At 44.8% G+C, this 19261-nt stretch carries 17 protein-coding genes and 1 pseudogene; 7 read left to right on the top strand and 11 right to left on the bottom strand.

Annotated elements, in window-relative coordinates; all coding sequences use genetic code 11:
* Nucleotide 1: 1 nt before the first annotated feature.
* Both LFX25_RS16165 and LFX25_RS16160 read right to left on the bottom strand, forming a co-directional pair.
* On the bottom strand, nt 2-1504 hold the full coding sequence (locus tag LFX25_RS16165; protein WP_238731147.1) for a thymidine phosphorylase family protein: 1503 nt from the start codon (nt 1502-1504) through the stop codon (nt 2-4).
* Nucleotides 1505-1510: 6 nt separating this feature from the next.
* On the bottom strand, nt 1511-2881 hold the full coding sequence (locus tag LFX25_RS16160) for an MBL fold metallo-hydrolase RNA specificity domain-containing protein (protein WP_238731630.1): 1371 nt from the start codon (nt 2879-2881) through the stop codon (nt 1511-1513).
* Nucleotides 2882-3337: 456 nt separating this feature from the next.
* Here LFX25_RS16160 and LFX25_RS16155 point away from each other — a divergent pair, with 456 nt between their 5' ends.
* Nucleotides 3338-4261 carry a lipase family alpha/beta hydrolase gene (locus tag LFX25_RS16155; RefSeq protein WP_238731145.1) on the top strand — a complete coding sequence of 308 codons (924 nt, stop codon included), beginning with the start codon at nt 3338-3340 and terminating at the stop codon, nt 4259-4261.
* A gap of 137 nt (nt 4262-4398) precedes the next feature.
* Nucleotides 4399-5454: a 2-dehydropantoate 2-reductase gene (locus LFX25_RS16150; RefSeq protein ID WP_238731143.1), complete on the top strand. Its 1056-nt coding sequence runs from the start codon at nt 4399-4401 to the stop codon at nt 5452-5454.
* Here the strand turns inward: LFX25_RS16150 and LFX25_RS16145 are convergent.
* Genes LFX25_RS16145 through rssA form a run of 3 tightly spaced genes read right to left on the bottom strand, consistent with a single transcriptional unit; the run spans nt 5451 to nt 7962 of the window.
* Complete coding sequence (locus tag LFX25_RS16145) at nt 5451-6065, bottom strand: DUF2062 domain-containing protein (protein WP_238731142.1); 615 nt, start codon at nt 6063-6065, stop codon at nt 5451-5453. The two genes, LFX25_RS16150 and LFX25_RS16145, sit on opposite strands and share 4 nt — an antisense overlap.
* A 9-nt stretch (nt 6066-6074) precedes the next feature.
* Nucleotides 6075-6935, bottom strand: a complete 861-nt coding sequence (locus tag LFX25_RS16140; protein WP_238731141.1) for a tetratricopeptide repeat protein — start codon at nt 6933-6935, stop codon at nt 6075-6077.
* Between the two features lie 58 nt (nt 6936-6993).
* A complete protein-coding gene (rssA, locus tag LFX25_RS16135; protein WP_238731139.1) occupies nt 6994-7962 on the bottom strand; it encodes a patatin-like phospholipase RssA in 969 nt (322 codons plus the stop codon).
* Between the two features lie 155 nt (nt 7963-8117).
* Between rssA and LFX25_RS16130 the strand changes: the two genes are divergently transcribed.
* On the top strand, nt 8118-10217 hold the full coding sequence (locus LFX25_RS16130) for a SpoIIE family protein phosphatase (RefSeq protein ID WP_238731135.1): 2100 nt from the start codon (nt 8118-8120) through the stop codon (nt 10215-10217).
* Here the strand turns inward: LFX25_RS16130 and LFX25_RS16125 are convergent.
* The 3 genes from LFX25_RS16125 to LFX25_RS16115 form a co-directional block, all read right to left on the bottom strand.
* Nucleotides 10214-10630, bottom strand: coding sequence for a MaoC family dehydratase (locus tag LFX25_RS16125; protein WP_238731134.1), 417 nt, complete (start codon nt 10628-10630; stop codon nt 10214-10216). The genes LFX25_RS16130 and LFX25_RS16125 overlap by 4 nt on opposite strands.
* 1 nt (nt 10631) lies before the next feature.
* Nucleotides 10632-11084 carry an FAS1-like dehydratase domain-containing protein gene (locus LFX25_RS16120; RefSeq protein WP_118954895.1) on the bottom strand — a complete coding sequence of 151 codons (453 nt, stop codon included), beginning with the start codon at nt 11082-11084 and terminating at the stop codon, nt 10632-10634.
* A gap of 116 nt (nt 11085-11200) precedes the next feature.
* Nucleotides 11201-12130, bottom strand: a complete 930-nt coding sequence (locus tag LFX25_RS16115; protein WP_238731132.1) for an alpha/beta hydrolase — start codon at nt 12128-12130, stop codon at nt 11201-11203.
* Nucleotides 12131-12201: 71 nt separating this feature from the next.
* On the opposite strand from LFX25_RS16115, the gene LFX25_RS16110 reads away from it, so the two are divergent.
* The 4 genes from LFX25_RS16110 to LFX25_RS16095 all read left to right on the top strand — a co-directional run bounded on the left by LFX25_RS16110 (nt 12202) and on the right by LFX25_RS16095 (nt 16083).
* Nucleotides 12202-14550 (top strand): sulfatase, encoded by a 2349-nt coding sequence (locus LFX25_RS16110; RefSeq protein WP_238731130.1) that lies wholly within the window; start codon nt 12202-12204, stop codon nt 14548-14550.
* Between the two features lie 84 nt (nt 14551-14634).
* Complete coding sequence (locus LFX25_RS16105; RefSeq protein WP_238731129.1) at nt 14635-15111, top strand: MarR family winged helix-turn-helix transcriptional regulator; 477 nt, start codon at nt 14635-14637, stop codon at nt 15109-15111.
* Nucleotides 15112-15173: 62 nt separating this feature from the next.
* Nucleotides 15174-15683, top strand: a complete 510-nt coding sequence (locus LFX25_RS16100) for an LIC10604 family protein (protein WP_238731127.1) — start codon at nt 15174-15176, stop codon at nt 15681-15683.
* A gap of 1 nt (nt 15684) precedes the next feature.
* Nucleotides 15685-16083, top strand: coding sequence for a DUF3052 domain-containing protein (locus LFX25_RS16095; protein ID WP_238731125.1), 399 nt, complete (start codon nt 15685-15687; stop codon nt 16081-16083).
* A gap of 50 nt (nt 16084-16133) precedes the next feature.
* Here LFX25_RS16095 and LFX25_RS16090 read toward each other — a convergent pair whose 3' ends face one another.
* From LFX25_RS16090 to LFX25_RS16080, 3 genes and pseudogenes are all read right to left on the bottom strand, one after another.
* Nucleotides 16134-16934, bottom strand: coding sequence for an enoyl-CoA hydratase/isomerase family protein (locus LFX25_RS16090; RefSeq protein ID WP_238731124.1), 801 nt, complete (start codon nt 16932-16934; stop codon nt 16134-16136).
* Nucleotides 16935-17071: 137 nt separating this feature from the next.
* Nucleotides 17072-18184 (bottom strand): PAS domain-containing sensor histidine kinase, encoded by a 1113-nt coding sequence (locus LFX25_RS16085; protein WP_319937447.1) that lies wholly within the window; start codon nt 18182-18184, stop codon nt 17072-17074.
* Nucleotides 18176-18976: pseudogene (locus LFX25_RS16080) on the bottom strand (PAS domain-containing protein); the annotation flags it as partial. The pseudogene LFX25_RS16080 and the gene LFX25_RS16085, both read right to left, overlap by 9 nt.
* Between the last annotated feature and the right edge of the window lie 285 nt (nt 18977-19261).

Raw genomic sequence — 19261 nt, 5'->3', positions numbered from 1 at the left:
TTTATTGAATCGTAATGATTCCGTTTTGAGTATTCAGGTAATCGAAAGCGTATTCTAATTCTCCTTCCGAGTCCGAATGAACGGTATAGAGTATGTCGCCTTTTTCGATCGTTCTTCCCAACGGAGAAAGAAAATACACTCCCGCAGAAGAACTGTTAGGCGCTCCTGCAAGCCGAGCCACCTTTGCGATCTTTCGATTGTCTATCTCTGAAACGATCCCCGACGATTGAGCGATGACGTCCATTTGAAACTTGGAGGAAGAAGGTTCCTTAAAATCCCCTTGAGCCCTACATATCTTTTCGAATTTCTCCCAGGCTTTTCCCGATTCTAAAATTTCAAGAGCGGCTTGAATTCCGTTTTTATATCGATGCGGAGCCGCGAACTCGAGCATGGCCGCGGCGATCGTCAGAGCTCTTTGTTTCAGATCCGAGGGAGAATCCGCCTCGTTCTTTAAAACGCTGATACAATCCTTAATTTCGAGAGACGGACCGATTCCTCTTCCGATCGGCTGCGAACCGTCCGAAATCAATACCTTGACTTTCAAACCGACGAACTTTCCGACTACCGTAAAATAGTAATTTAACTTTTCTGCATCTTCTTCCGTGCGAACTTTTGCAGTCTTTCCGATGGGAATATCGATCACTACATGGGAAGAACCTGCCGCGGCTTTTTTCGATAACACCGAGGCGATCATTTGTCCTACGCTGTCCACTTCCAAAGCGCGTTCGACGCGGATGAGAATATCGTCTACGGGGCTTAACCCGATCGAACCTCCCCAAACGATACAACCTCCTTCTTTCTCGACGACGGCTTTCATTTCGTTAAGATTCAGATTCACGTTCGTAACGGTCTCCATCGTGTCCGCCGTTCCCGCCGGAGAAGTAATCGCGCGTGAAGAAGTTTTCGGAACCGTTAAACCGGCTGCGGCCACGATCGAAACTACGATAGGAGTCGTTCTGTTTCCCGGAAGTCCGCCTACGCAGTGTTTGTCGACGACCGGGTGTTTGTCCCATTTCAAAACGGAACCGGTTCGAATCATCGCTTTGGTGAGCGCTTTGATCTCGTCCAAATTGAGATGATCGCCGGAACACGCCGTAATAAAGGATGCGATTTCGATATTGGAATATTTTTCGTCTTTGATGTCCTGGATGATTCTTTCAAAGGAATCTTCGTTTAGACGATTTTCGTAAATCTTCGATCGAACTTCGTGTAAGGACAAAACGGGTTTCAGATGCGAAAGAAGAACCGTATCTCCTTCTTTTGCATCAACCGCTTTCCACGCGCTTTCCGAAAGCCCGACTTGTCCGATCGGGAGAATCTTGTTGTCGACAATGTTAAGCGAAGCGATGATTTTATGATCGCCTACGGTTACCTGAACCCGATTGAGAGCGATAAACCCTTCCGATTTACAGGCGGGACAATCCCTTCGGAGAAATACGACGTATTCTTGATTCGTATCGATTCCTAAATTTTTAAGAGTGAGTTTTTCTTTTTTATCGGACATGATCTCTCAGAGTTTGATTTCGACTATATCGAACAAATTAGGAACCTCGCATTCGAATTGAAGACTGTCTTTGAGTTTTACTCGAAGCGTATCGGATGCGCCTTTTTCACCGTGAACGATAAAAACCTTTTCGGGTTTTCGTTTTAAATTTCCAAGCCATTCCAGAATCTCTCTTTGATCAGCGTGGGAAGATAATCCTTCCACGGAGCGGACTTTCGCTTTCACATCGTAGAATCTTCCGTAGATTTTGATTTCAGGATTTCCGTCCTGCAGTTGTCTTCCTCTGGTTCCCAGCGCTTGAAAACCGCATAGAAGAATCGTCGAATTCGGATCTCCCAAATAATATTGAAGATACGTGAGAACTCGACCGCCGGTTGCCATACCGCTGCCGGCGATTACGATTTTAGGAGCGCGGTTTTCCGCGAGTTTATACGTTTCCTTGATCGATTCCGTTTTTTGAAAATTTTCCCAGATCTGCGAACATTCCATCGAAGAAAGTTTATGCCATTTCGTATGAGTTTGAAAAACTTCAAAGACGTTTCGACCCATAGGACTATCTAGAATCATGGGAACGTTCGGAATTTTTCCCATCGATTTAAATTTCCAAAGAAGATACATAAGGCTCTGCGTTCTTTCCACCGCAAAGCTGGGAAGAATCACGGTTCCATCGTTCTTCAGTGTATCGTTTAATATTTCCAGCAGTGCCGTTTCCGGATCGGAAGGATGAATCCTATCGCCGTACGTACTTTCCGTAAAAATATAATCCGCTTGTTCGGGACGATTGGGAGGATACAAAAGAATATCCTTCGGTCTGCCGATGTCTCCGGAAAAAACGAACAACTTGCCGAAGACTTCCAATTCGATAAAGGTCGCACCGAGTATGTGCCCGTTGTATTTCAATCGTACGCGAACGCCTTCTCCAAGATCTTTCCAATGATCCAATTCGATCGGATACAGAAAGGAAAGGGAAGCGATCGCTTCTTTAAGATCGTACAATGGAAGTGCGGGTTTGTGTTTGGAATATCCTCCCCGATTGGCGCGATCGGCTTCTTCTTCCTGAATTTTTCCGGAGTCTTTGAGAATAATCTCCGTAATTTCCAGCGTAGGAGCGCTTCCGAAAATCTTTCCTCGAAAGCCTTGTTTGACAAGTCTCGGAATATAACCTACGTGATCCAAGTGGCCGTGAGTCAATAATACGAAATCGATTTCGGAAGCCCGGACGGGCAGTTGCGCCCAATTCAATAACCGAAGTTCCTTAAGCCCCTGAAACAAGCCGCAATCGATCAGGATCTTAGTCTTACCCGTATCGATCAGATATTTGGAGCCGGTCACGGTTCCCGCCGCTCCCAAGAAATGAATTTGAATGGAAGAATTCATTCTGAAAATGCAAACGGATCGACCCAAAAATGAAATCATAAATTGTCCGAATGGAAGTTGATATATATCACTCGCGGAATAGACCTTTTCCAGAAAAATGAGCAACTTTTGGAGATACGTCAAATGCTTCCGTTATGTGTCATTCTATAGTTCAGTCATGATATTTAGTTATATATCGTTTGTTATGGATAGAATGCGTAATTTTGCCGCTTTGAGACGGTTTTAGACAGGATCGGATTTGATTGAGTTTTATAAAACGACCGGAATGTTCCTAAGATAATGAAATAACATTCGTTATTAAAAAGATGAACTTTTTTCTACGAATCCTCTTGACAGAGAATTCTCTTTGTTTAAATTCTTACTTCGGTGTATCAAACACTACAAGCGAAGAAGACCGAAGCGAATTTCGAAAAGAAATAAAATAGAAGAATAGTGAAGAGAGTTGAGGTATTTGAAATGCGCAAATTAAGCTTATTGATCGTAATGAGTTTCCTATTGACTGGTTCTTTAATGGCTTCCGGCGGAGGGTCTTCTTCGAAGCCTTTATCCGGTTCTTATCCGATCGTACTTTCCCACGGTTTATTCGGATGGGGAACCGATTCCAGCGGAGTAATCAGCATCGTAAACTACTGGGGTGGAATGGACACTTACTTGAGAAATCAAGGTGCAAACGTTTACGCTCCCACAAAAACGGCGGCTCAGTCCAACGAGACAAGAGGCGCGGAACTTAGAGATAAAGTAAACGTCTACATGGCGGCTAACGGTTTTACTAAAGTTCATATCATCGGACATTCACAAGGCGGATTGGACAGCCGTTATATGGTTTCCAATTTAGGAATGTCCGGCAAGGTTTCCACCCTGACTTCTTTGAATTCTCCTCATAGAGGATCTCCGATCGCGGATATCGTAAACGCTGTAATCCCAAGCTGGGCTCAGCCTTTCGTATCTTCCGTTCTGGGAGTTGTGGTTCAATTGGTTTACGGTGGAGGACAACAAGACGCTGTTAAGGCTCTGAAGTCCTTGACTACCAGCGGAATGGCTTCTTTCAACAGCTACACTCCGAACAGTTCTGCGGTGAAGTATTTCTCTTACGGATCTACGATTACCATTCCGGATCTGATTCAGCATCCTCTGATGGGAATTCTTTATCCTGCTTGCTGGGCGGGCGGAGTTTTCAACGGACAAGGCGGAGACAATGATGGACTGGTTCCTGCAACTTCTCAGAAATGGGGAACTTGGAAAGGCGGTCCTTCTTACGGTATTTTTACGACCGGTGTGGATCACCTGCAAGCTTCTAACACCCTGCTTTCCGGACAAACTTGGTATGACGTAGAAGGATATTTCCTCTCTATGGCTTCCAACGCGAAGGCAAATCAATAAAAAGAATCGTTTCCTAAATTCCAGTAACCGTACAAGATAGGATTCCGCGTTTGGGCGCGGAGTCCTTTTTTTTTTTACCGACTAACTGTGGATAGTTGTAGAATTAAATAGCAAATTCGGATTTGATGCCTATCCTTATGGGATTTTCCTTCGCAATTTTGGGCTCCGGAAGCATCGGAACCTATCTCGGCTGCCGGTTATTAGCGGCCGGAAATCAAGTGATCTTGTACGGTAGGGAAAGAATTCGAAACGAACTCAAAACCTACGGCGCGAAAATTACCGATTTTACGAATCACGAAGTTTTACTAAGCCCCGCTTCCATTCCGTTTACCACTTCTCTTTCCGATGTTTTTACCGCAGACGTATTTTTGGTGACGGTAAAATCCAAAGATACGAAGGATCTCGCGCAGGAACTTCGCGGTATTTTGGAAAAACGGCAAAAGAATCATTCCGTTTCCGGTTCGTTGCCCGTTGTAATCAGTTTTCAGAACGGAGTACGTAACGCGGAGGTTTTGCGCGAGGAATTGCGAAATTTACCCGCGGAGGTTTTGGCGGGAATGGTTCCTTTCAACGTGGTTTCAAAAGGGAACGGACATTTTCACCGGGGGACGAGCGGAAATCTCGTGATCGAAGATTCAAAGACTTCGCGTTCTCTCGCTCGTATTTTAAATCGGGCCGGACTTCCGACCAATACGCATAAGAATATCGGGGGAATTCTCTGGGGAAAATTGATTTTCAATCTGAATAATTCCTTAAACGCACTTTCCGGTCTGACTTTAAAAACGGAAATTTCAAAACCCGGGTATCGTAAGATTCTTTCCAAGCTGATGAAAGAATCTCTCGAAATCATGAGGCTCGCGGAGATCCGACCGGTTCGTTCGGGGAAAATGATACCGAGTCTTGCGCCGATCATTTTGAATCTTCCGGATTTTTTATTTTTTAGAATCGCGTCGGGAATGGTAAAGATCGATCCGCAGGCGCGTTCGTCGATGTGGGAGGATTTGGTTCAAAAACGTCCGACCGAAATCGATTCCCTCAACGGAGAAGTCATCAAACTCGCCGACGTGATGGGACATCCCGCGCCGTTGAATCGAGGAATCGTAAAGCTCATCAAGGAAGCAGAATCGAATCCGGAAATTCTCAATCAGAGCGCGGAAGAACTCGCCAGAAAATTGAAGATCGATCTAAATTAGCTTTTGAGAATATTCCAAAAAGAGCGGTTTTTATCCGATTCTTTGCGGACGTATTTCTCTTCCCATTGTTCCAGGGTGATTCCTTCCTTTTCCGCCTGTTTTTCCCGAAACCCATTGAGCAGCGATTTCGTAAGAGGATAACCGGCGATTGCGGAAGGAATTCCGATCAGAAATCCGCCGAGAAACATGGGGGCGCCCATGTCGTTTATCAAAAACGCGCTCCAATATTTCAAACCTTCGTAGAGTTCGAGAGAACTGGAATGGTCGATGACTTCCAAAATTCTCGCGAAGTTCATGGCGGACATATCCCAACCTAACAAATTGTAGGCGGCGATTCCCGTGACGTAAAAGATATAATAGAAGAACGGAAGGGTGACCGGATTGGTGATCCATATCATCGCGATCGCGATCGGCATATAAAATCGGATTCCGATCAAACGGAGAAGAACCCAAGTGATCAATCCGAGATACATCTGAATTCCGATCAGGGGAGTGAGAGACCAAAAAAGTCCGATCGAAGTTCCCAAACAAACTTCCTTTACGGGAGCGTGCGATTGCTGAAACGGAACGATGATCTGTTGATGAAGGAGTCTATAAACGGCTTTTATCATGTTTGAAAATCAAAGACCGGATTTGATTCTTTCCTTTGTATAAGTCTGCAATGCTTCCAGATATTCCTTGTGAAGAGGAAAAATCGAAATCGCTTTTTTGATTTCGGCTTCCGCTTTGACGGGGTCTTTTCTTTTTTCAAAATAAAATTTCGACAACAAAAAGTGCGATTCGGATTGGAACGGTTTCGCACGGAACGGCTTGGAAATTCCCTTTTCCAAAGAAGCGATCGCGCCTTCGCTGTTTCCTTCCATAATCAGACAAAGACCGAAACCGTAATAGGCGTCCCCTTTATCCGAAAGGGAAATCGCGTTTTGGAATTCGCTTAAACTTTCTTTTCTTAGATTCTGCCGAAGATATAAGGTTCCTAAGTTTTCGTGGAGTAACGCTTCCGAATCCGGACTTTTTTCTTTTGCGAGAATCAGCGCTTCCCGATACGTGGATTCGGCTTCTTTGTAATCCTTATTGGATTCGTATACGAGTCCGAGGCCGCGTTTGCAATCCAGGGATTTGGGATCGAGCGCGAGACATTTTTTGAAGTCGTTCATCGCCGCGTTTTGATTTTTTTGAAGATACCGAATCCAACCGCGCACATACAAAAGTTCCGCGGTGTCTCCTTTCAGTTTCAGATTCGCTTCCGCTTTTTGAAGCGCTTCGACGAGGTTTTCTTTTTCCGTAAGATCCCGGATTTCCAAAACCGAAATGGATTCTTTTTTATTGCAGTTTACTGCGAGAAAAAACAATGAAATCGTAATGAAGGCCGCGCGCAGCAAAAGGTTGAATCTGCGACCGAATCGATTGCCGTTTCGCGTTAAATTCCGGTTTCCTTTCGGAAATCGTTCGAAGTTTTGTAAAGATCCGTCGGTTTTCATTTTTCCTCGCACAGAAAGATTCTAAGATCGTTTTGATAAGCGCAATCGGAAAAAAGGATCAAGGAGGATTCTTCAGAAAACCCGCAAGCAGTTCCGCGGCTCGTTTTCCTTCTTCGATACATTCCTGCGCTCTGTGAAATTCCATCAAACCGATGTTTCGGAGACGGGGTGCGATCGTTACGTCGGGCGGATCTCCCGCCATTCTGCTGCGCGTGATTCGGATCTGCATAACGTTGATGCTTTTCGACATGACCTCGATCATTCCCGGTTTTTCGTCTTTTTCCTTGCCAAGGTTTTCCTCCAAATCCTTACCCCAAAAATGAGAGAGGAAAGATTTGCGGTTGGATTCTTTGGCGACCGATTCATCCGCTTCTTCCTTTCGATCCAAAAGGTCTTGATTCAAGTCGACTGCGATCACGAACTCCGCTCCCATCGCCTTACACAAAGAAACGGGAACCGGATTCACCAAACCGCCGTCCACAAGCCAACGGTCCTCGCGTTTCACGGGTGAAAAAATTCCCGGAAGAGAAATCGAGGCTCGAACCGCTTCCGGAACCGACCCTTCCCTTAGCCAGATCTCCGAGCCGTTGTCGATGTCCGTTGCGATCGCTCCGAATTTTTTTGTTAGGTGATCGAACTTTAGATCCTTGAATTCCTTTTCAAAGAAGTCGAATAGCTTCCTTCCCCCGAGAATTCCGCCTCCGAACGATATGTCCATGAAACCAAGTATGTCCTTCCATTCCAAGGTTTGAACCCATTCTTCCAGACGATCGAGTTTGTCCGCGGCATAAAACGCTCCCACGAGAGAGCCGATCGAAGTTCCGCATATGATATCGGGTTTCCAACCGTAGGATTCTAAAACGCGTATAACGCCGATATGCGACCAACCTCTTGCGGAGCCGCTTCCGAGAGCCAATCCGACTTTCTTGCGTCTACGACCCGATTTCAATACTACCTCGTTCAAGGGAGAAGGGCTTGGATCTGCGGACTGGGGATCGCTTTGGAAAGAATTCTTGTTCTTTTTCAACGTGTTAGCCTCTTTTTTTGGTGAGATTCTTCGAAAAAATAAAAAAGATCCGTCGTATGGAAATTTTTTGCGCCGAATCCTACGTCAGTTGTTATATGCAATTGACGACCCTCAATTGAATTTCCATTTTAATTCGGAACGGATCTAAATTCGAGATGCAATTTTCAAAAATATTCTTTTTCTTAATTGGTCCGTTCGCGCTTATCATCTTAGTCATGATTTCTTCTCCGTGGCAGGCGGGGGACGGACTTAGAGCTTACCAAGGTAAAATCGATCTTCGAGGAATTCAAGATCCGGAATTCGGAATGACCAAGCTCAACGGAGAATGGGAATTCAACTGGCTTCAAGAACCGGACGACGGAGTCGAAAATCATTCCAAAGGATTCATCGGCGTTCCCGGTTCCTGGACGAACGAATCCAAAAATCAACAAGCCTATCCTAAGTTCGGTTATGCGACATACCGATTGAAGGTTTTTTTGCCCGATGTCTGGAAGAAGAAAATTCTTTCCGTTTCCTTGGGAGCCGTAGCCTCCTCTTATCGCGTTAAAATCAACGGTCAAATCATCGGAGAATGCGGAACTCCCGGAGTGAGCGCCGATACTTCGATGCCGAGAATCGAACCGAGAGACTTTTTATTCTTTGCGGACGAGGACGAAGTGGAAATCGAAATTTTCGTTTCCAATTTTTCTTCCACGATGCCCGGTGTGCTGCTTCCCGTTTCGGTCGGACCCGCGAATTCGGCGGGCGTTTCGCGCGCGATCACATTGTTCTTCGATATATTCTCCTTCAGCAGTCTTCTCATCATGGGGATCTATCACATCTTCCAATATTTGTATTTGAGAAGCAGCGTATCTCCTCTCTATTTCGGGATGTACAGCCTTGTGATCTGTCTCCGAACGTCTTTGATAAATTCAAAAATCATCATGTTGTTTTTTCCGCAGATCCCTTGGTCGTGGATCAACAAGATCAATCATCTTACCTTGTCCGTGGCGGTTCCGTTCTTTCTTTTGTTTTTCAGTTCGGTGTTCGCTCCGTATGTGAATCGGAAATTCATCAATGCGGGAGTTATCTTTTCGATTCTATTTTCGATCGTAACCTTGTTCGGAGATATGCAGTTCAACAATCAGAACATATCGATCTATCACTACTTCATTCTTGCGGTGATCTTTTATCTGTTCTATACGATTTTGAAGATCGATTTCGATAAGGAAAGAAATTACACGTATATTCTCTACGGATCGGGAATTCTATTCATCGCCGTTCTAGTGGATTTGTTTTACGCGAGAGTTTTAAAAACGGGAAGTATTCAAACTTCTCATTACGCGCTTGTGTTCTTCGTCTTTTTACAATCGCTTCTTCTTGCATCGGAGCGTTCTAGGAAATTCGCCGAAACGAGGGAATTGGCTTTGAATCTGAGAACTTCCAACCTCGAATTATTCGAGATGAAGGAACAACTCGTTCAAAAGATCGAGGATCGAACCCGCGTACTCAACGACAACATCATTCAGATCAATCGTGAATTGGAAATCGCCCAGAACGTTCAGCGGAAGATTTTGACGCCGCTCGATCGCAACATCTCCGGAATCCGCTTTCATTACGAATATATGCCTTTGGAAAAAGTGGGCGGGGACTTTTTGGACGTATCCGAAATTCTTCCGGGAAAGGTGCGCGTTGTGATTGCGGACGCGGTCGGTCACGGGGTTCAGGCTTCTTTGATGACCATGGCCTTAAAAACGGAATACGAAGAATTGAAGAATCTCGAGAATCCCGCTCAGATCCTCAAGGAATTGAACTTTCGATTCCTGAAAAAATTCGATTCTTTGGAAAGTATCTTCCCTTGTTTGATCGGGGACATCGATACGGAAAAGGAAGAATTCACGTACGCATCTGCGGGACATCCGGATCAAATCATTCAACTGCCCGGAGAATTCCCTTCTCTCATTCAAAAGACCGGACCGATTCTCGGATTATTCGAAACTCTTGAAATCGCTTCCAAGACCGTGGCCTTTCCTACGGGATCGAGACTGTTGCTGTTCTCGGACGGTCTGATCGAAAATCGTATGAAGGATTCCTTAAATACGAAACAGTACAACATGGAACTGATCACGAAAACCCTTCATGAAGGAAGAGAAAGCAGTCTAAACGCTTTGATTCAGGAGATCATCAAGATCGAGGAATTGACAAGAGGGGAGAATCCACGCTACGACGACGTAACCGTCATAGCGGTGGAATCTTATTCGTCGAGAAAAGTTTAGGCGACCACGACCATTTCACCGGAACATTTCACTTCTCCGGAATCGTCCGCAGCTTCCACGGAAACGGTAATCAACTTCTCACCGTTCTCTTCTTTCTTACGTTTTACCTTGCCGGTGCAGGTAAGTTTTTGTCCCGGTTTGGTCATGTTCTTAAACGTAACTCCGAACTCGCGGATTTGTTTTTGATCCGCCCATCCGGTGCAAAGTCTTCCGAGTTGAGCCATCACATACATACCGTGAGCGATCGTTCCGTCGAGACCCGTTTTACGAGCAAAGTCGGGATCGTTGTGGATCGGATTAAAATCTCCGGAAGCTCCCGCGTATCTTACTAAGTTCGCGTGCGTGATGACGTCCGTTTTTAAAGGAGGAAGTTCGTGTCCGACTTCAATTTTATCAAAATCAATCTTACTCATATCATGCCTCCGGTTTTCTGATAAAGATGGACATTTCCGCTTCTACGATCGCTTCCCCTTTGGAGTTCGAAACCGTAGTTTTGAAAGTCATCGTATCCATTTTTCCGACCGTAACGTTTACGCATTCGCCTTGCGAGGAAACTCTTCCCGGATAGATCGGTTTTAGATAGGTGTATTTTTCCTTTAAGTGGAGAATTCTGGAAGTATCGACTCCCATGTTTTCCATATCCTGCCAAATCTTTGGGTAACCCCAAAATTGAATTACGGTAGGATAAGTAGGGGGGGCGGGAGTGTCTTCGTAGCCCGCTTTTTTTGCGGCTTCCAGATCGAAGTGAATCGGGTTGGTTTCCCCGATCGCCTGACAGAACTCGCGGATCTTTCCTCTTTCTACGTCGAATTCGTAGCGATCCAGTTTTGTTCCAATCAGGTCTTTGGATATTCCTTTTGCTGACATATAAAGTTCCTGAGATTTGTTTTGAAAAAAGGGCTTTCGACCGAATTCAATCTTACCAGAGAAGAAGAATCCGGTCGATGATTTTTTTAGAAAAAACAGAACAAACGTTCTGTCTGTCAATTTGCGTGGGAATCAAACCATTTTTTGAGATCGTTTAAAACCTTGGTTCTGTCTTCTAAGCGTTCGTTCATCGTTTCGTGATATAAGCCTTCGTAAATCTTGAGGGATTTATCCTGAGAACCGACCACTTCGAAGAAGGCCTCGCTTCCGGTGCAATCCGCGATAGAATCCTCTTTTCCGTGAAAAACGTAGATGGGAAGTTTGATTTTTCCCGCGTTTGCAAGAATCGGTTCTTCGCTGTTTAAGAGCATATTGCCCAAATACGCGGACGCCATTCCGTGAACGAGAGGATCTTTCACATACGCGTCCACAACTGCCTTATCATGGCTCAAATGATTTACGTTTAAACCTGTGGGCAGAGTCAGGTTCGGAAGAATATCGGCCATAAAAGGAGCGATTCCTTTTTTGATCTTCATCACGAGATCCAGCTTCACTTTGATAGGAAGGGCGGAAACGATAAGTCCGTTCAAGTTTCCTTGATTGGTTCCTTCTTCCGCATAAAAGGTCACAATGGCCGCGCCCATCGAGTGACCGAGAAGCGTGACTTTGGAAACTTTTTCTTTCTCTTTTGCGATCGCGATCAGTTTATCCAAATCGGAAAGAAAATCCGAGAAAGAATCCACCGCTCCCCGTTTCCCTTCGGAGCGACCGTGCCCTCTCGAATCGATCAGGTAGAACGCGGTTCCCGTTCCTGCGAGCGCTTCGATTAAGAATTCATAACGCCCGCTGTGTTCTCCGATTCCGTGTTGCACCACGAGAACCCGGTTTCCTTTTCTTCCTTCTTTGGGTTGATAAGTCCGGTAGAAGATCTTGGTTCCGCCGCTTCCGACGAACGTATCGTCTTGTAGATTGTAAGAATTACTCCATGACATAGCGGAACGTGTTATAAACGCAAACCGTCCTTTGAAAAGAGAAAAAAATTTCATTTGGGAAAAATTCACCGTAAACCGAGGTTCTTTTCTGTTGTCTCGCGAGCCCGAACGAATTTCCTGGATTCATGTTCTCGACCCGATCGTGTTTCCATTACGGAATGTTCGCGATTCTCATCGTATCGTTTTCGATTTGGATCGGATGCAATCCCGTTCCGCATTCCGAAAAGAATACGGTAAAAGGAGATTTGACCCGTTTACTGGGGAGCGGCGATTTTGAATGCACAGGGGAAACGAATCGTGAGATCGAAAAGTTTCGATTTCATTGGAAAAAAAATCCGGGAAGATATTCCAACCTCAATTCCGCCGATCGCTGGAAGAACGTTCAGATGACTTTGTACACGGACGAATCTTTGTTCATCAACGAATCCCAGGATTCTTTATTCATTCCATCGGGACAAGAATGTGTATTGAAAGCGGAGAAGTTTTTCGTCGATCGCGATCGGCTTGTGTTTCAATTCTATGCCGCACATCTTTCCAACGGGAATTCGTTCGGAGGCGACGGAAATCTAAAAATTTATTTCGACGAAGCGAAAGTTTTTGAACGGCGCCTTGAAAAGAAAAAGGAAGAATGGAATCGTTTTTCGGTTCCGTTACAAACCGCGGAAGCCGAGCCGAAAGTTTCCAAAGCTACGTTGAAAATCCGCTGGGAATCGCGGACGGGTTCCGGATTGTTTTTAGGTTCACCCGTTCTATTCGAAAAACGGAATACACAAAAAAAGAATGTGATCTTGATCGTGATCGACGCGTTGCGTCAGGATTCCTTGTCTTCCGGCGGTTCTCCGTTTCCGACGACTCCGATTTTGGATTCTTTTTCAAAAGAATCGATCGTGTTTCAAAATACGATCGCGAACGGCAATTGGACTAAACCTTCCATGCTTTCTTTTTTCACCTCGGAAATCGCTTCCAATCTCGGACTCGGAAACGCATGGTTTTATACATCGGGACAGCAGCGAAAAATTTTTTATTCAAAAAAGCCGCTTACGATGCCGAACGCGTTTCGTGAAGAAGGGTATTTTACCGAAAGCATCATGAATAACGTTTTTCTAATGGATTATACTTCGGTCGGAGTCGATTTAGGATTTCATAAAATTCAACAAGTCGGAAAGGATACGCTCGATACGGAAGAACTGGTTGCTCGGGCCGAAACGTTTTTCGGAGAACACAAGGACGATTTGTTCTTTTTGCATCTCAATCTGAACACGCCCCACTGGGGATATCGCCCCCCCGCTAAATATTTTCAAGAGCTGAAGGAGCGATCCGATCCTTTGTTGTGGGATGAGTTGGACGAATATCAGCAGAAGTATCTCGGAGAAGTTCGTTATACGGACGCGCTCTTAGGGAGAATTTTCGAAGAACTCAAAAAACAAGGATTATACGAGGATTCTTGGATCGTCGTTACGAGCGATCACGGAGAGCTTCTGGAGAAGTCGCATTATTATCATCACCATTTCATCACGGAAACGGTCTATGCCCACGGAGAGACGCATTACGAAAAAGAAATTCGCGTTCCTTGGATCATTCATCCGCCGAAAAGCATGCAAAGTCGGATTCAAAAACGCGAGTTTGCCGATCCGGTTTCTCTTTTGTCGTTGATGCCCACTCTGCTCGGCTTGAACGGGATTTCCTATCCGCCGGAAAAATTAAAAGGCAACGACTATTCCAAAGCGGTTTTCGGACAAGATGGTCCGTCATCCGAGCCGGTCATTTATACGGAAGGTAGATATTCCGAATCCGTTCTAACGAAACATTTCAAATACATACGACGTTATCCCGGTTACGATTCGGTTCGAAGAACTAGGGAAGGGGTTCCGCATAAGATGTCCGAAGAGTTATACGATCTTCAAAAAGATCCGAAAGAACTTCGGAACGTCGCCCTGACGAACACCGAATTATTAAACGAAGCCCGAAACGTTTTGAGACGAAACCAGCTTCATAAAAACGAGTTCGTTTTACGATTGCCTCGATGTGAAGCCGATTGCGAACGGGAGATCCGCCTCTTTTCCAAGGGCGGGATATACCGTTACGACTTTGACGGAGAGTTTAGGGTTTTACAAGAGGATTCGAAAAATGTTACATTCAAAATATTGAATGGTTCGGGCGCCTCCGATCGCGTTTTGACCGTTCGGACGGTCGATCCGTTTCCTGATTTCAGACTTCAGATCCTGAAAAACGGAAAACCCGAAGACTATCGAGTCGGTAAATGGGGAATTCGTTCGAGCAAGGCCGCGGAAATATTATCGATCGAACCGAATTACGTTTCCTTGGGACGGGAGCCTTATCGATTCGCGTCCTCCGAAATTCCGTTTTTGTACTATCACACCGGCTTTTCCGGAGGCAAAGAAACGGAAGAAGAGGCGGCAATGGGCAAGGAAGTCCGTAAAATCCTCGAAAGCTGGGGTTATATCCATCAGTAAGTTTCGTTTTTAAAACGATTTAGTTTTCAATGGATTTCGATAATTTGATTTGACTAATCAAACTATTTTCTATAAAATAACCGCGTGAGCGCCGATTTAGTCAGTCAGATCCTGGAATTTTATCCGAGAATTTTCTTCGCTTGTCATACGAGACATGTCGAGGATCCGAAAACGAAGCAGGTTCTGACGGCAAATCAAGCGAGCGTTTTGGATCATCTGGACGGAGACGAACCCGCGAGTCTGTACGACTTGGCTTTGCACATGGGAGTGACTCCCTCTACGATGTCGATCACCGTTTCCCGTTTGGAAACGCTCGGTTATTTGTTAAAAGAAAAGAATCCGAAAGACGGAAGAGGAACTCTCATTCGTTTAACAAAGGCCGGAGAGAAGATCAAAAGTAAAAAGTCGGTTCTGGATCCGAATCTCGTCAAGAATCTTCTGAAACGATTGAGTAAGGAAGAACAAGAAACCGCGGTAAAAGGGCTCGGGCTGCTCGCTTTTGCCGCCGAACTGGAAATGAAAAACAAAAGTCTTTCAAGGTCTTGGTCGCGAGGGAAATGAAGACTAAAAAATTATAAAACTAGAATATTCTTAATTATTAAAGTATCAAAGAGGTTTTGCGTATGATATACACGATTCTTATGTATGCGGTCGGGTTCTTGGTTTTATTGGTTGCGGGGATTTACGGAATCGGAGCTTCGCTTCCCGTGGAACATACTTCTTCTTTAGAGCGGGTGTTTCCGGCGCAACCCGGGACGATTTACGCGATGATTCGCGATTTTAAGCGATATCCGGCTTGGAGACCGAATATTAAAAACGTGGAAGAGATTTCTTCCAACTCCTGGAAGGAAACGGATTCTCACAAAGAAGTGATGACGTTTTCCTTTATCCAAGATCAAAAAGACCGTTTGATCGAATCCAAAATCATGGATGAAGACAAACCTTTCGGCGGTTCTTGGACATTCGAATTGAGTGAGGCCGAGGGCGGAACCAAATTGAAGATCACTGAAAACGGAAAAGTTTTTTCTCCCGTGTTCCGATTCTTTTCCAAATTTATTTTCGGTCATACCGCGACGATCGATTCTTATTTGAATTTTATGAGTACGGAAATTCAGAGGAAAACGGGGGAATAGTATGGCTGGTTATTCCGGTAAAACATTGGGAGATAAGCTCGGTTTAAAATCCGGCATGAAAGTTTTCTTTAAGGATTTGCCGGATGAAGTTCAAAAAGATTTGAAATCTCATTTGAGCGAGGTCGAAATCGGAAAAACCTTAAAAGGTACATTCGATTATTTGCATCTATTTACCAAAGAAGTCAAAGAGCTTCAAAAACAATTTCCGAAACTCGTCGAATCTTTGGGTGAAAAGGGGATGATTTGGATTTCTTGGCCGAAGGGTTCTTCGAAGGTGCCCACCGATTTGAACGAAAATATCGTTCGTGAAATCGGATTGAAACTCGGAATCGTGGACGTTAAAGTCTGCGCGGTTTCGGAGATTTGGTCGGGTTTGAAATTTTATAGAAGAAAGACCTGAGCAAGCCCGGTCGTCCCGCGACTTGCAGTCGCGGGAATCGCCCCTAAGGATTAAGCGTAATTCGCTTCGTGTGTGAGGGAAGGTCTTCTTCTTTCTTTGTTTGCCGTCATTGCTTCGAGGAGATTCGGGATCATCTTCGGTTGTAAATGAAACAGTTCTCCGAGTTCCTTCGGCGCGGCCAATGCTGCTTCGATCGCGTCCTTATTCAGTGCTCTTTTGGTTTCAACGGTTGCGGAAGCGGGAATCCGATTGAGGACGTTGATCTTGCTGAGGGATTTCTTTCTCAATTCTTCCAAGGAAGCTCCCACTTCGGTTAACAATCCGTTTTGTACCGCTTCTGCGGGTTTGTAAAGAGCGCCCTCGAGTGCTGCTTCGGATACGGCGGAAGGCAACATCACTTGTCTCATTCTCAAAATCAAGGATCGTGTGATCGGAAGACCGACTAACGGTTCCGCGAATCCGATTCTTCCTTTACCGTCCACCATATAACGATAATCGCATGTATAAGCGATAATGGCTCCGCCGCCTACGGCGTTGCCGCCGATTTCCGCGATCAATGGTTTTGGAAAGCTCATCAAGGATGTGAACATCTGAAAAATTCCCCCCATGATCTTGGAAATTTCGTCCGCGGAAGAACTGAGAATCGCGTCCGGGTCCAAGCCGACACAAAAATCTCCGTCCGGTCCGTTGATGATACCCGCGCGGATTTCCTGATCCATCGCGAATTCTTTAAGAATGGCGCCCATCTCGTGCATGATGGGGAGGGTCAGCGTCATGGGGCCTTCCGGTAAGAATTTCATGACTCCGATTTTCGAATCTTTTGCGGTGATGATTTCTTTTGCGAGTTTCATACGATTCCTCTTTGTGTTCTCCGAGATTTAAATCTTCGATCTGCGATTTATTTCCAACGTCGAGGTTTGATAGTTTTGGATCAAACTTAAATCCAACGACGGGAGGAATTTATTGGTTTGAATTTTAAACTAATTGTTTAATTGTCCAACGGAATTTCGATAATAAACTTGGTTCCGATTCCTTCTTCACTTTCCAAACTGATCTTACCTTTGTGAAGTTCCACGATCACTTTGACGATCGACATTCCGAGCCCGGTCGTTTGTTCGCCTTTGAGTCCTTGTCGTTTGGCGCGAGTGAATTGATCGAAGATCGCCGATTGAAGTCCTAATGGAATTCCGATTCCCGTGTCTTCCACGATGATCATCGCCTTTTTATTCTGAGAATAAGAATGGATCAGTATTTCCCCGCCTTCTTTCGTGAATTTGAGCGAGTTGGAAATGAGATTCTCCAATACGCGTTGAAACTTAAGAAGTTCGATTTGAACCGGAATCGGATCGGTTCCCAGCTTCGCGTGAAGTTTGATCTTTTTGTTTTCCGCGTCCGGTAGATTTTGTTTTACGAGAGCTTGGATGAGATGATTTAAGTTCGCCTTTTCCGTTTTGAGTTTATAGTTCTCATTTTCCATTTCCGCAATCTGAAGCAGATCTTGGATGATGTTTAGAGTCTTATTGGCGGCTTGACTCATCATTCCGAGAAGTTCCGTGTTATTCGGATTGTTTGTTTGTTCCTTTAATAGTTCGGTTAAACTGATGATTCCGCTGATCGGATTCTTAAGATCGTGCGCGACGGCCGCAAGCAATCGGTCCTTGCTTTTGATGATCTGCGTGGTTTTTTTTTCGTAGTTTTTTCTTTCGGTGATGTCTCGAATGTAAATGGTAGATCCTGAAATCGTCCGTTTATTTTCGGAAAGGTCGTATATGGGGCATGTTAGAATTTCATAATAATTGTATGTTCCGTCTTCGTTCGGTATTTCCCATTCCCTTTTGATCGAATTGCCTTCGAACGTTAGATCGTATATTTCCTTCCAGGTTTTCGACATGTTCGAATCGAATTCCTCGATGATGTTGCTTCCTATTTTCAAATCTATTTTATATATTTTGAGGATCGCTTGATGAAAAAGCTGGTTCATCGTGATGATTCTGTAATTCCTATCGACGGACCAAATAGAATCTTGCGTATTCTCGATCAGAGCCCTTAAATTTTCCTCCGACTCTTCCAGCTTTGCGGAAATCGCGATTTGATCGGTCACGTCCCGCGCGATCCCTTCGATGCGCTCCGGTTGGCCGTTGGTATCCCGCACGATCCAGGAACGATCGCTGATGTAACGGATCTGTCCGTCGGGGCGAATGATCCTGTATTCCACTTCGTAAAATGGCTTTCCGGAATGCAGCTCTTTCAATTTCAATTCTGCGAGATATCTGTCGTCCGGATGGATCAAGTTGATCCAGAGTTGGTTGTCCTTAAAGAATTCTTCCGGTTCGATTCCGTAGAGTTTTTTAGCGCCTTCGCTGAGATACAAAAGCTTATATTCCTTTGCATCCGACGACCAGATGAGATCGTCGATCGTCCCTATGACGTTGCGGATCAGTTCGTTCTTCTGTTTGATTTCGTTTTCGACCTGTGCTTCTTTCGTTTTATCCGTTCCGACCCCGAGAAATCCCTGGAATTGATTTTGTGTATCTAACAGGGGATAAATCTTCCATTCGACATGCAGTCTCTCGCCGTTTGAGTTTCGAATATCGTAGGAATGCGTTTCCGGAAGGAGAGTGTTCTTTACGTTCTTTAGAATATCAAGGATCGTGTTTCTGATATTTTCCCGGAGGAACTGAATCCATTGAACCGCGTAGAGTTGTTGTTTACTTTTTCCAAAGACTTCGCAACAGGTTTGATTGATATAAGTGAGAGTCGTATCCGGCAGAAACTTACAAATAAGCAAAGGAAGATGATCGAGTATTTCGGATGATTCGGGTGAATAAACGTTTCCCGTGATCGCTGGGGTTTTCGGATTCAAATGTGATTTCCTTCTGATGTCCTTTTCCATTGGACGAAGAAGAGGAGAATGATATTCACCGTTTCGATTTCAACGCACAAAACCGCTACGAGGAAAATAACATACCTTCCGAATTCTTTGTCACAGATGACACCGCTCTTTTTGAGTTTATACATTTCTCCCTATTCTCCCGAAGAGAGTTGATTATTAAGAGACATCATAAATTTCGACACGATCCGAAAATCCTGCGCCGGGAACGGAAATTGAACCGCAATTTTATACGCCTAGAACCTGCGAAAATCAAGACATTTTGAAAAAAATCAATTTGACTCTTTC

Source organism: Leptospira sanjuanensis (assembly GCF_022267325.1).
GTDB lineage: Bacteria > Spirochaetota > Leptospiria > Leptospirales > Leptospiraceae > Leptospira > Leptospira sanjuanensis.
This window is presented reverse-complemented; position numbering and strand designations above follow the sequence as displayed.

Excerpts from the sequence above, each read along its gene's own strand:
- LFX25_RS16125 (WP_238731134.1), bottom strand. The coding sequence starts at position 10,630 with ATGAGTAAGATTGATTTTGATAAAATTGAAGTCGGACACGAACTTCCT.
- LFX25_RS16140 (WP_238731141.1), bottom strand. The coding sequence starts at position 6,935 with ATGAAAACCGACGGATCTTTACAAAACTTCGAACGATTTCCGAAAGGA.
- LFX25_RS16090 (WP_238731124.1), bottom strand. The coding sequence starts at position 16,934 with ATGAAACTCGCAAAAGAAATCATCACCGCAAAAGATTCGAAAATCGGA.
- LFX25_RS16165 (WP_238731147.1), bottom strand. The coding sequence starts at position 1,504 with ATGTCCGATAAAAAAGAAAAACTCACTCTTAAAAATTTAGGAATCGAT.
- LFX25_RS16160 (WP_238731630.1), bottom strand. The coding sequence starts at position 2,881 with ATGAATTCTTCCATTCAAATTCATTTCTTGGGAGCGGCGGGAACCGTG.
- LFX25_RS16130 (WP_238731135.1), top strand. The coding sequence starts at position 8,118 with ATGCAATTTTCAAAAATATTCTTTTTCTTAATTGGTCCGTTCGCGCTT.
- LFX25_RS16115 (WP_238731132.1), bottom strand. The coding sequence starts at position 12,130 with ATGAAATTTTTTTCTCTTTTCAAAGGACGGTTTGCGTTTATAACACGT.
- LFX25_RS16155 (WP_238731145.1), top strand. The coding sequence starts at position 3,338 with ATGCGCAAATTAAGCTTATTGATCGTAATGAGTTTCCTATTGACTGGT.
- LFX25_RS16145 (WP_238731142.1), bottom strand. The coding sequence starts at position 6,065 with ATGATAAAAGCCGTTTATAGACTCCTTCATCAACAGATCATCGTTCCG.
- LFX25_RS16100 (WP_238731127.1), top strand. The coding sequence starts at position 15,174 with ATGATATACACGATTCTTATGTATGCGGTCGGGTTCTTGGTTTTATTG.
- LFX25_RS16110 (WP_238731130.1), top strand. The coding sequence starts at position 12,202 with ATGTTCTCGACCCGATCGTGTTTCCATTACGGAATGTTCGCGATTCTC.
- LFX25_RS16150 (WP_238731143.1), top strand. The coding sequence starts at position 4,399 with ATGGGATTTTCCTTCGCAATTTTGGGCTCCGGAAGCATCGGAACCTAT.
- LFX25_RS16095 (WP_238731125.1), top strand. The coding sequence starts at position 15,685 with ATGGCTGGTTATTCCGGTAAAACATTGGGAGATAAGCTCGGTTTAAAA.
- LFX25_RS16120 (WP_118954895.1), bottom strand. The coding sequence starts at position 11,084 with ATGTCAGCAAAAGGAATATCCAAAGACCTGATTGGAACAAAACTGGAT.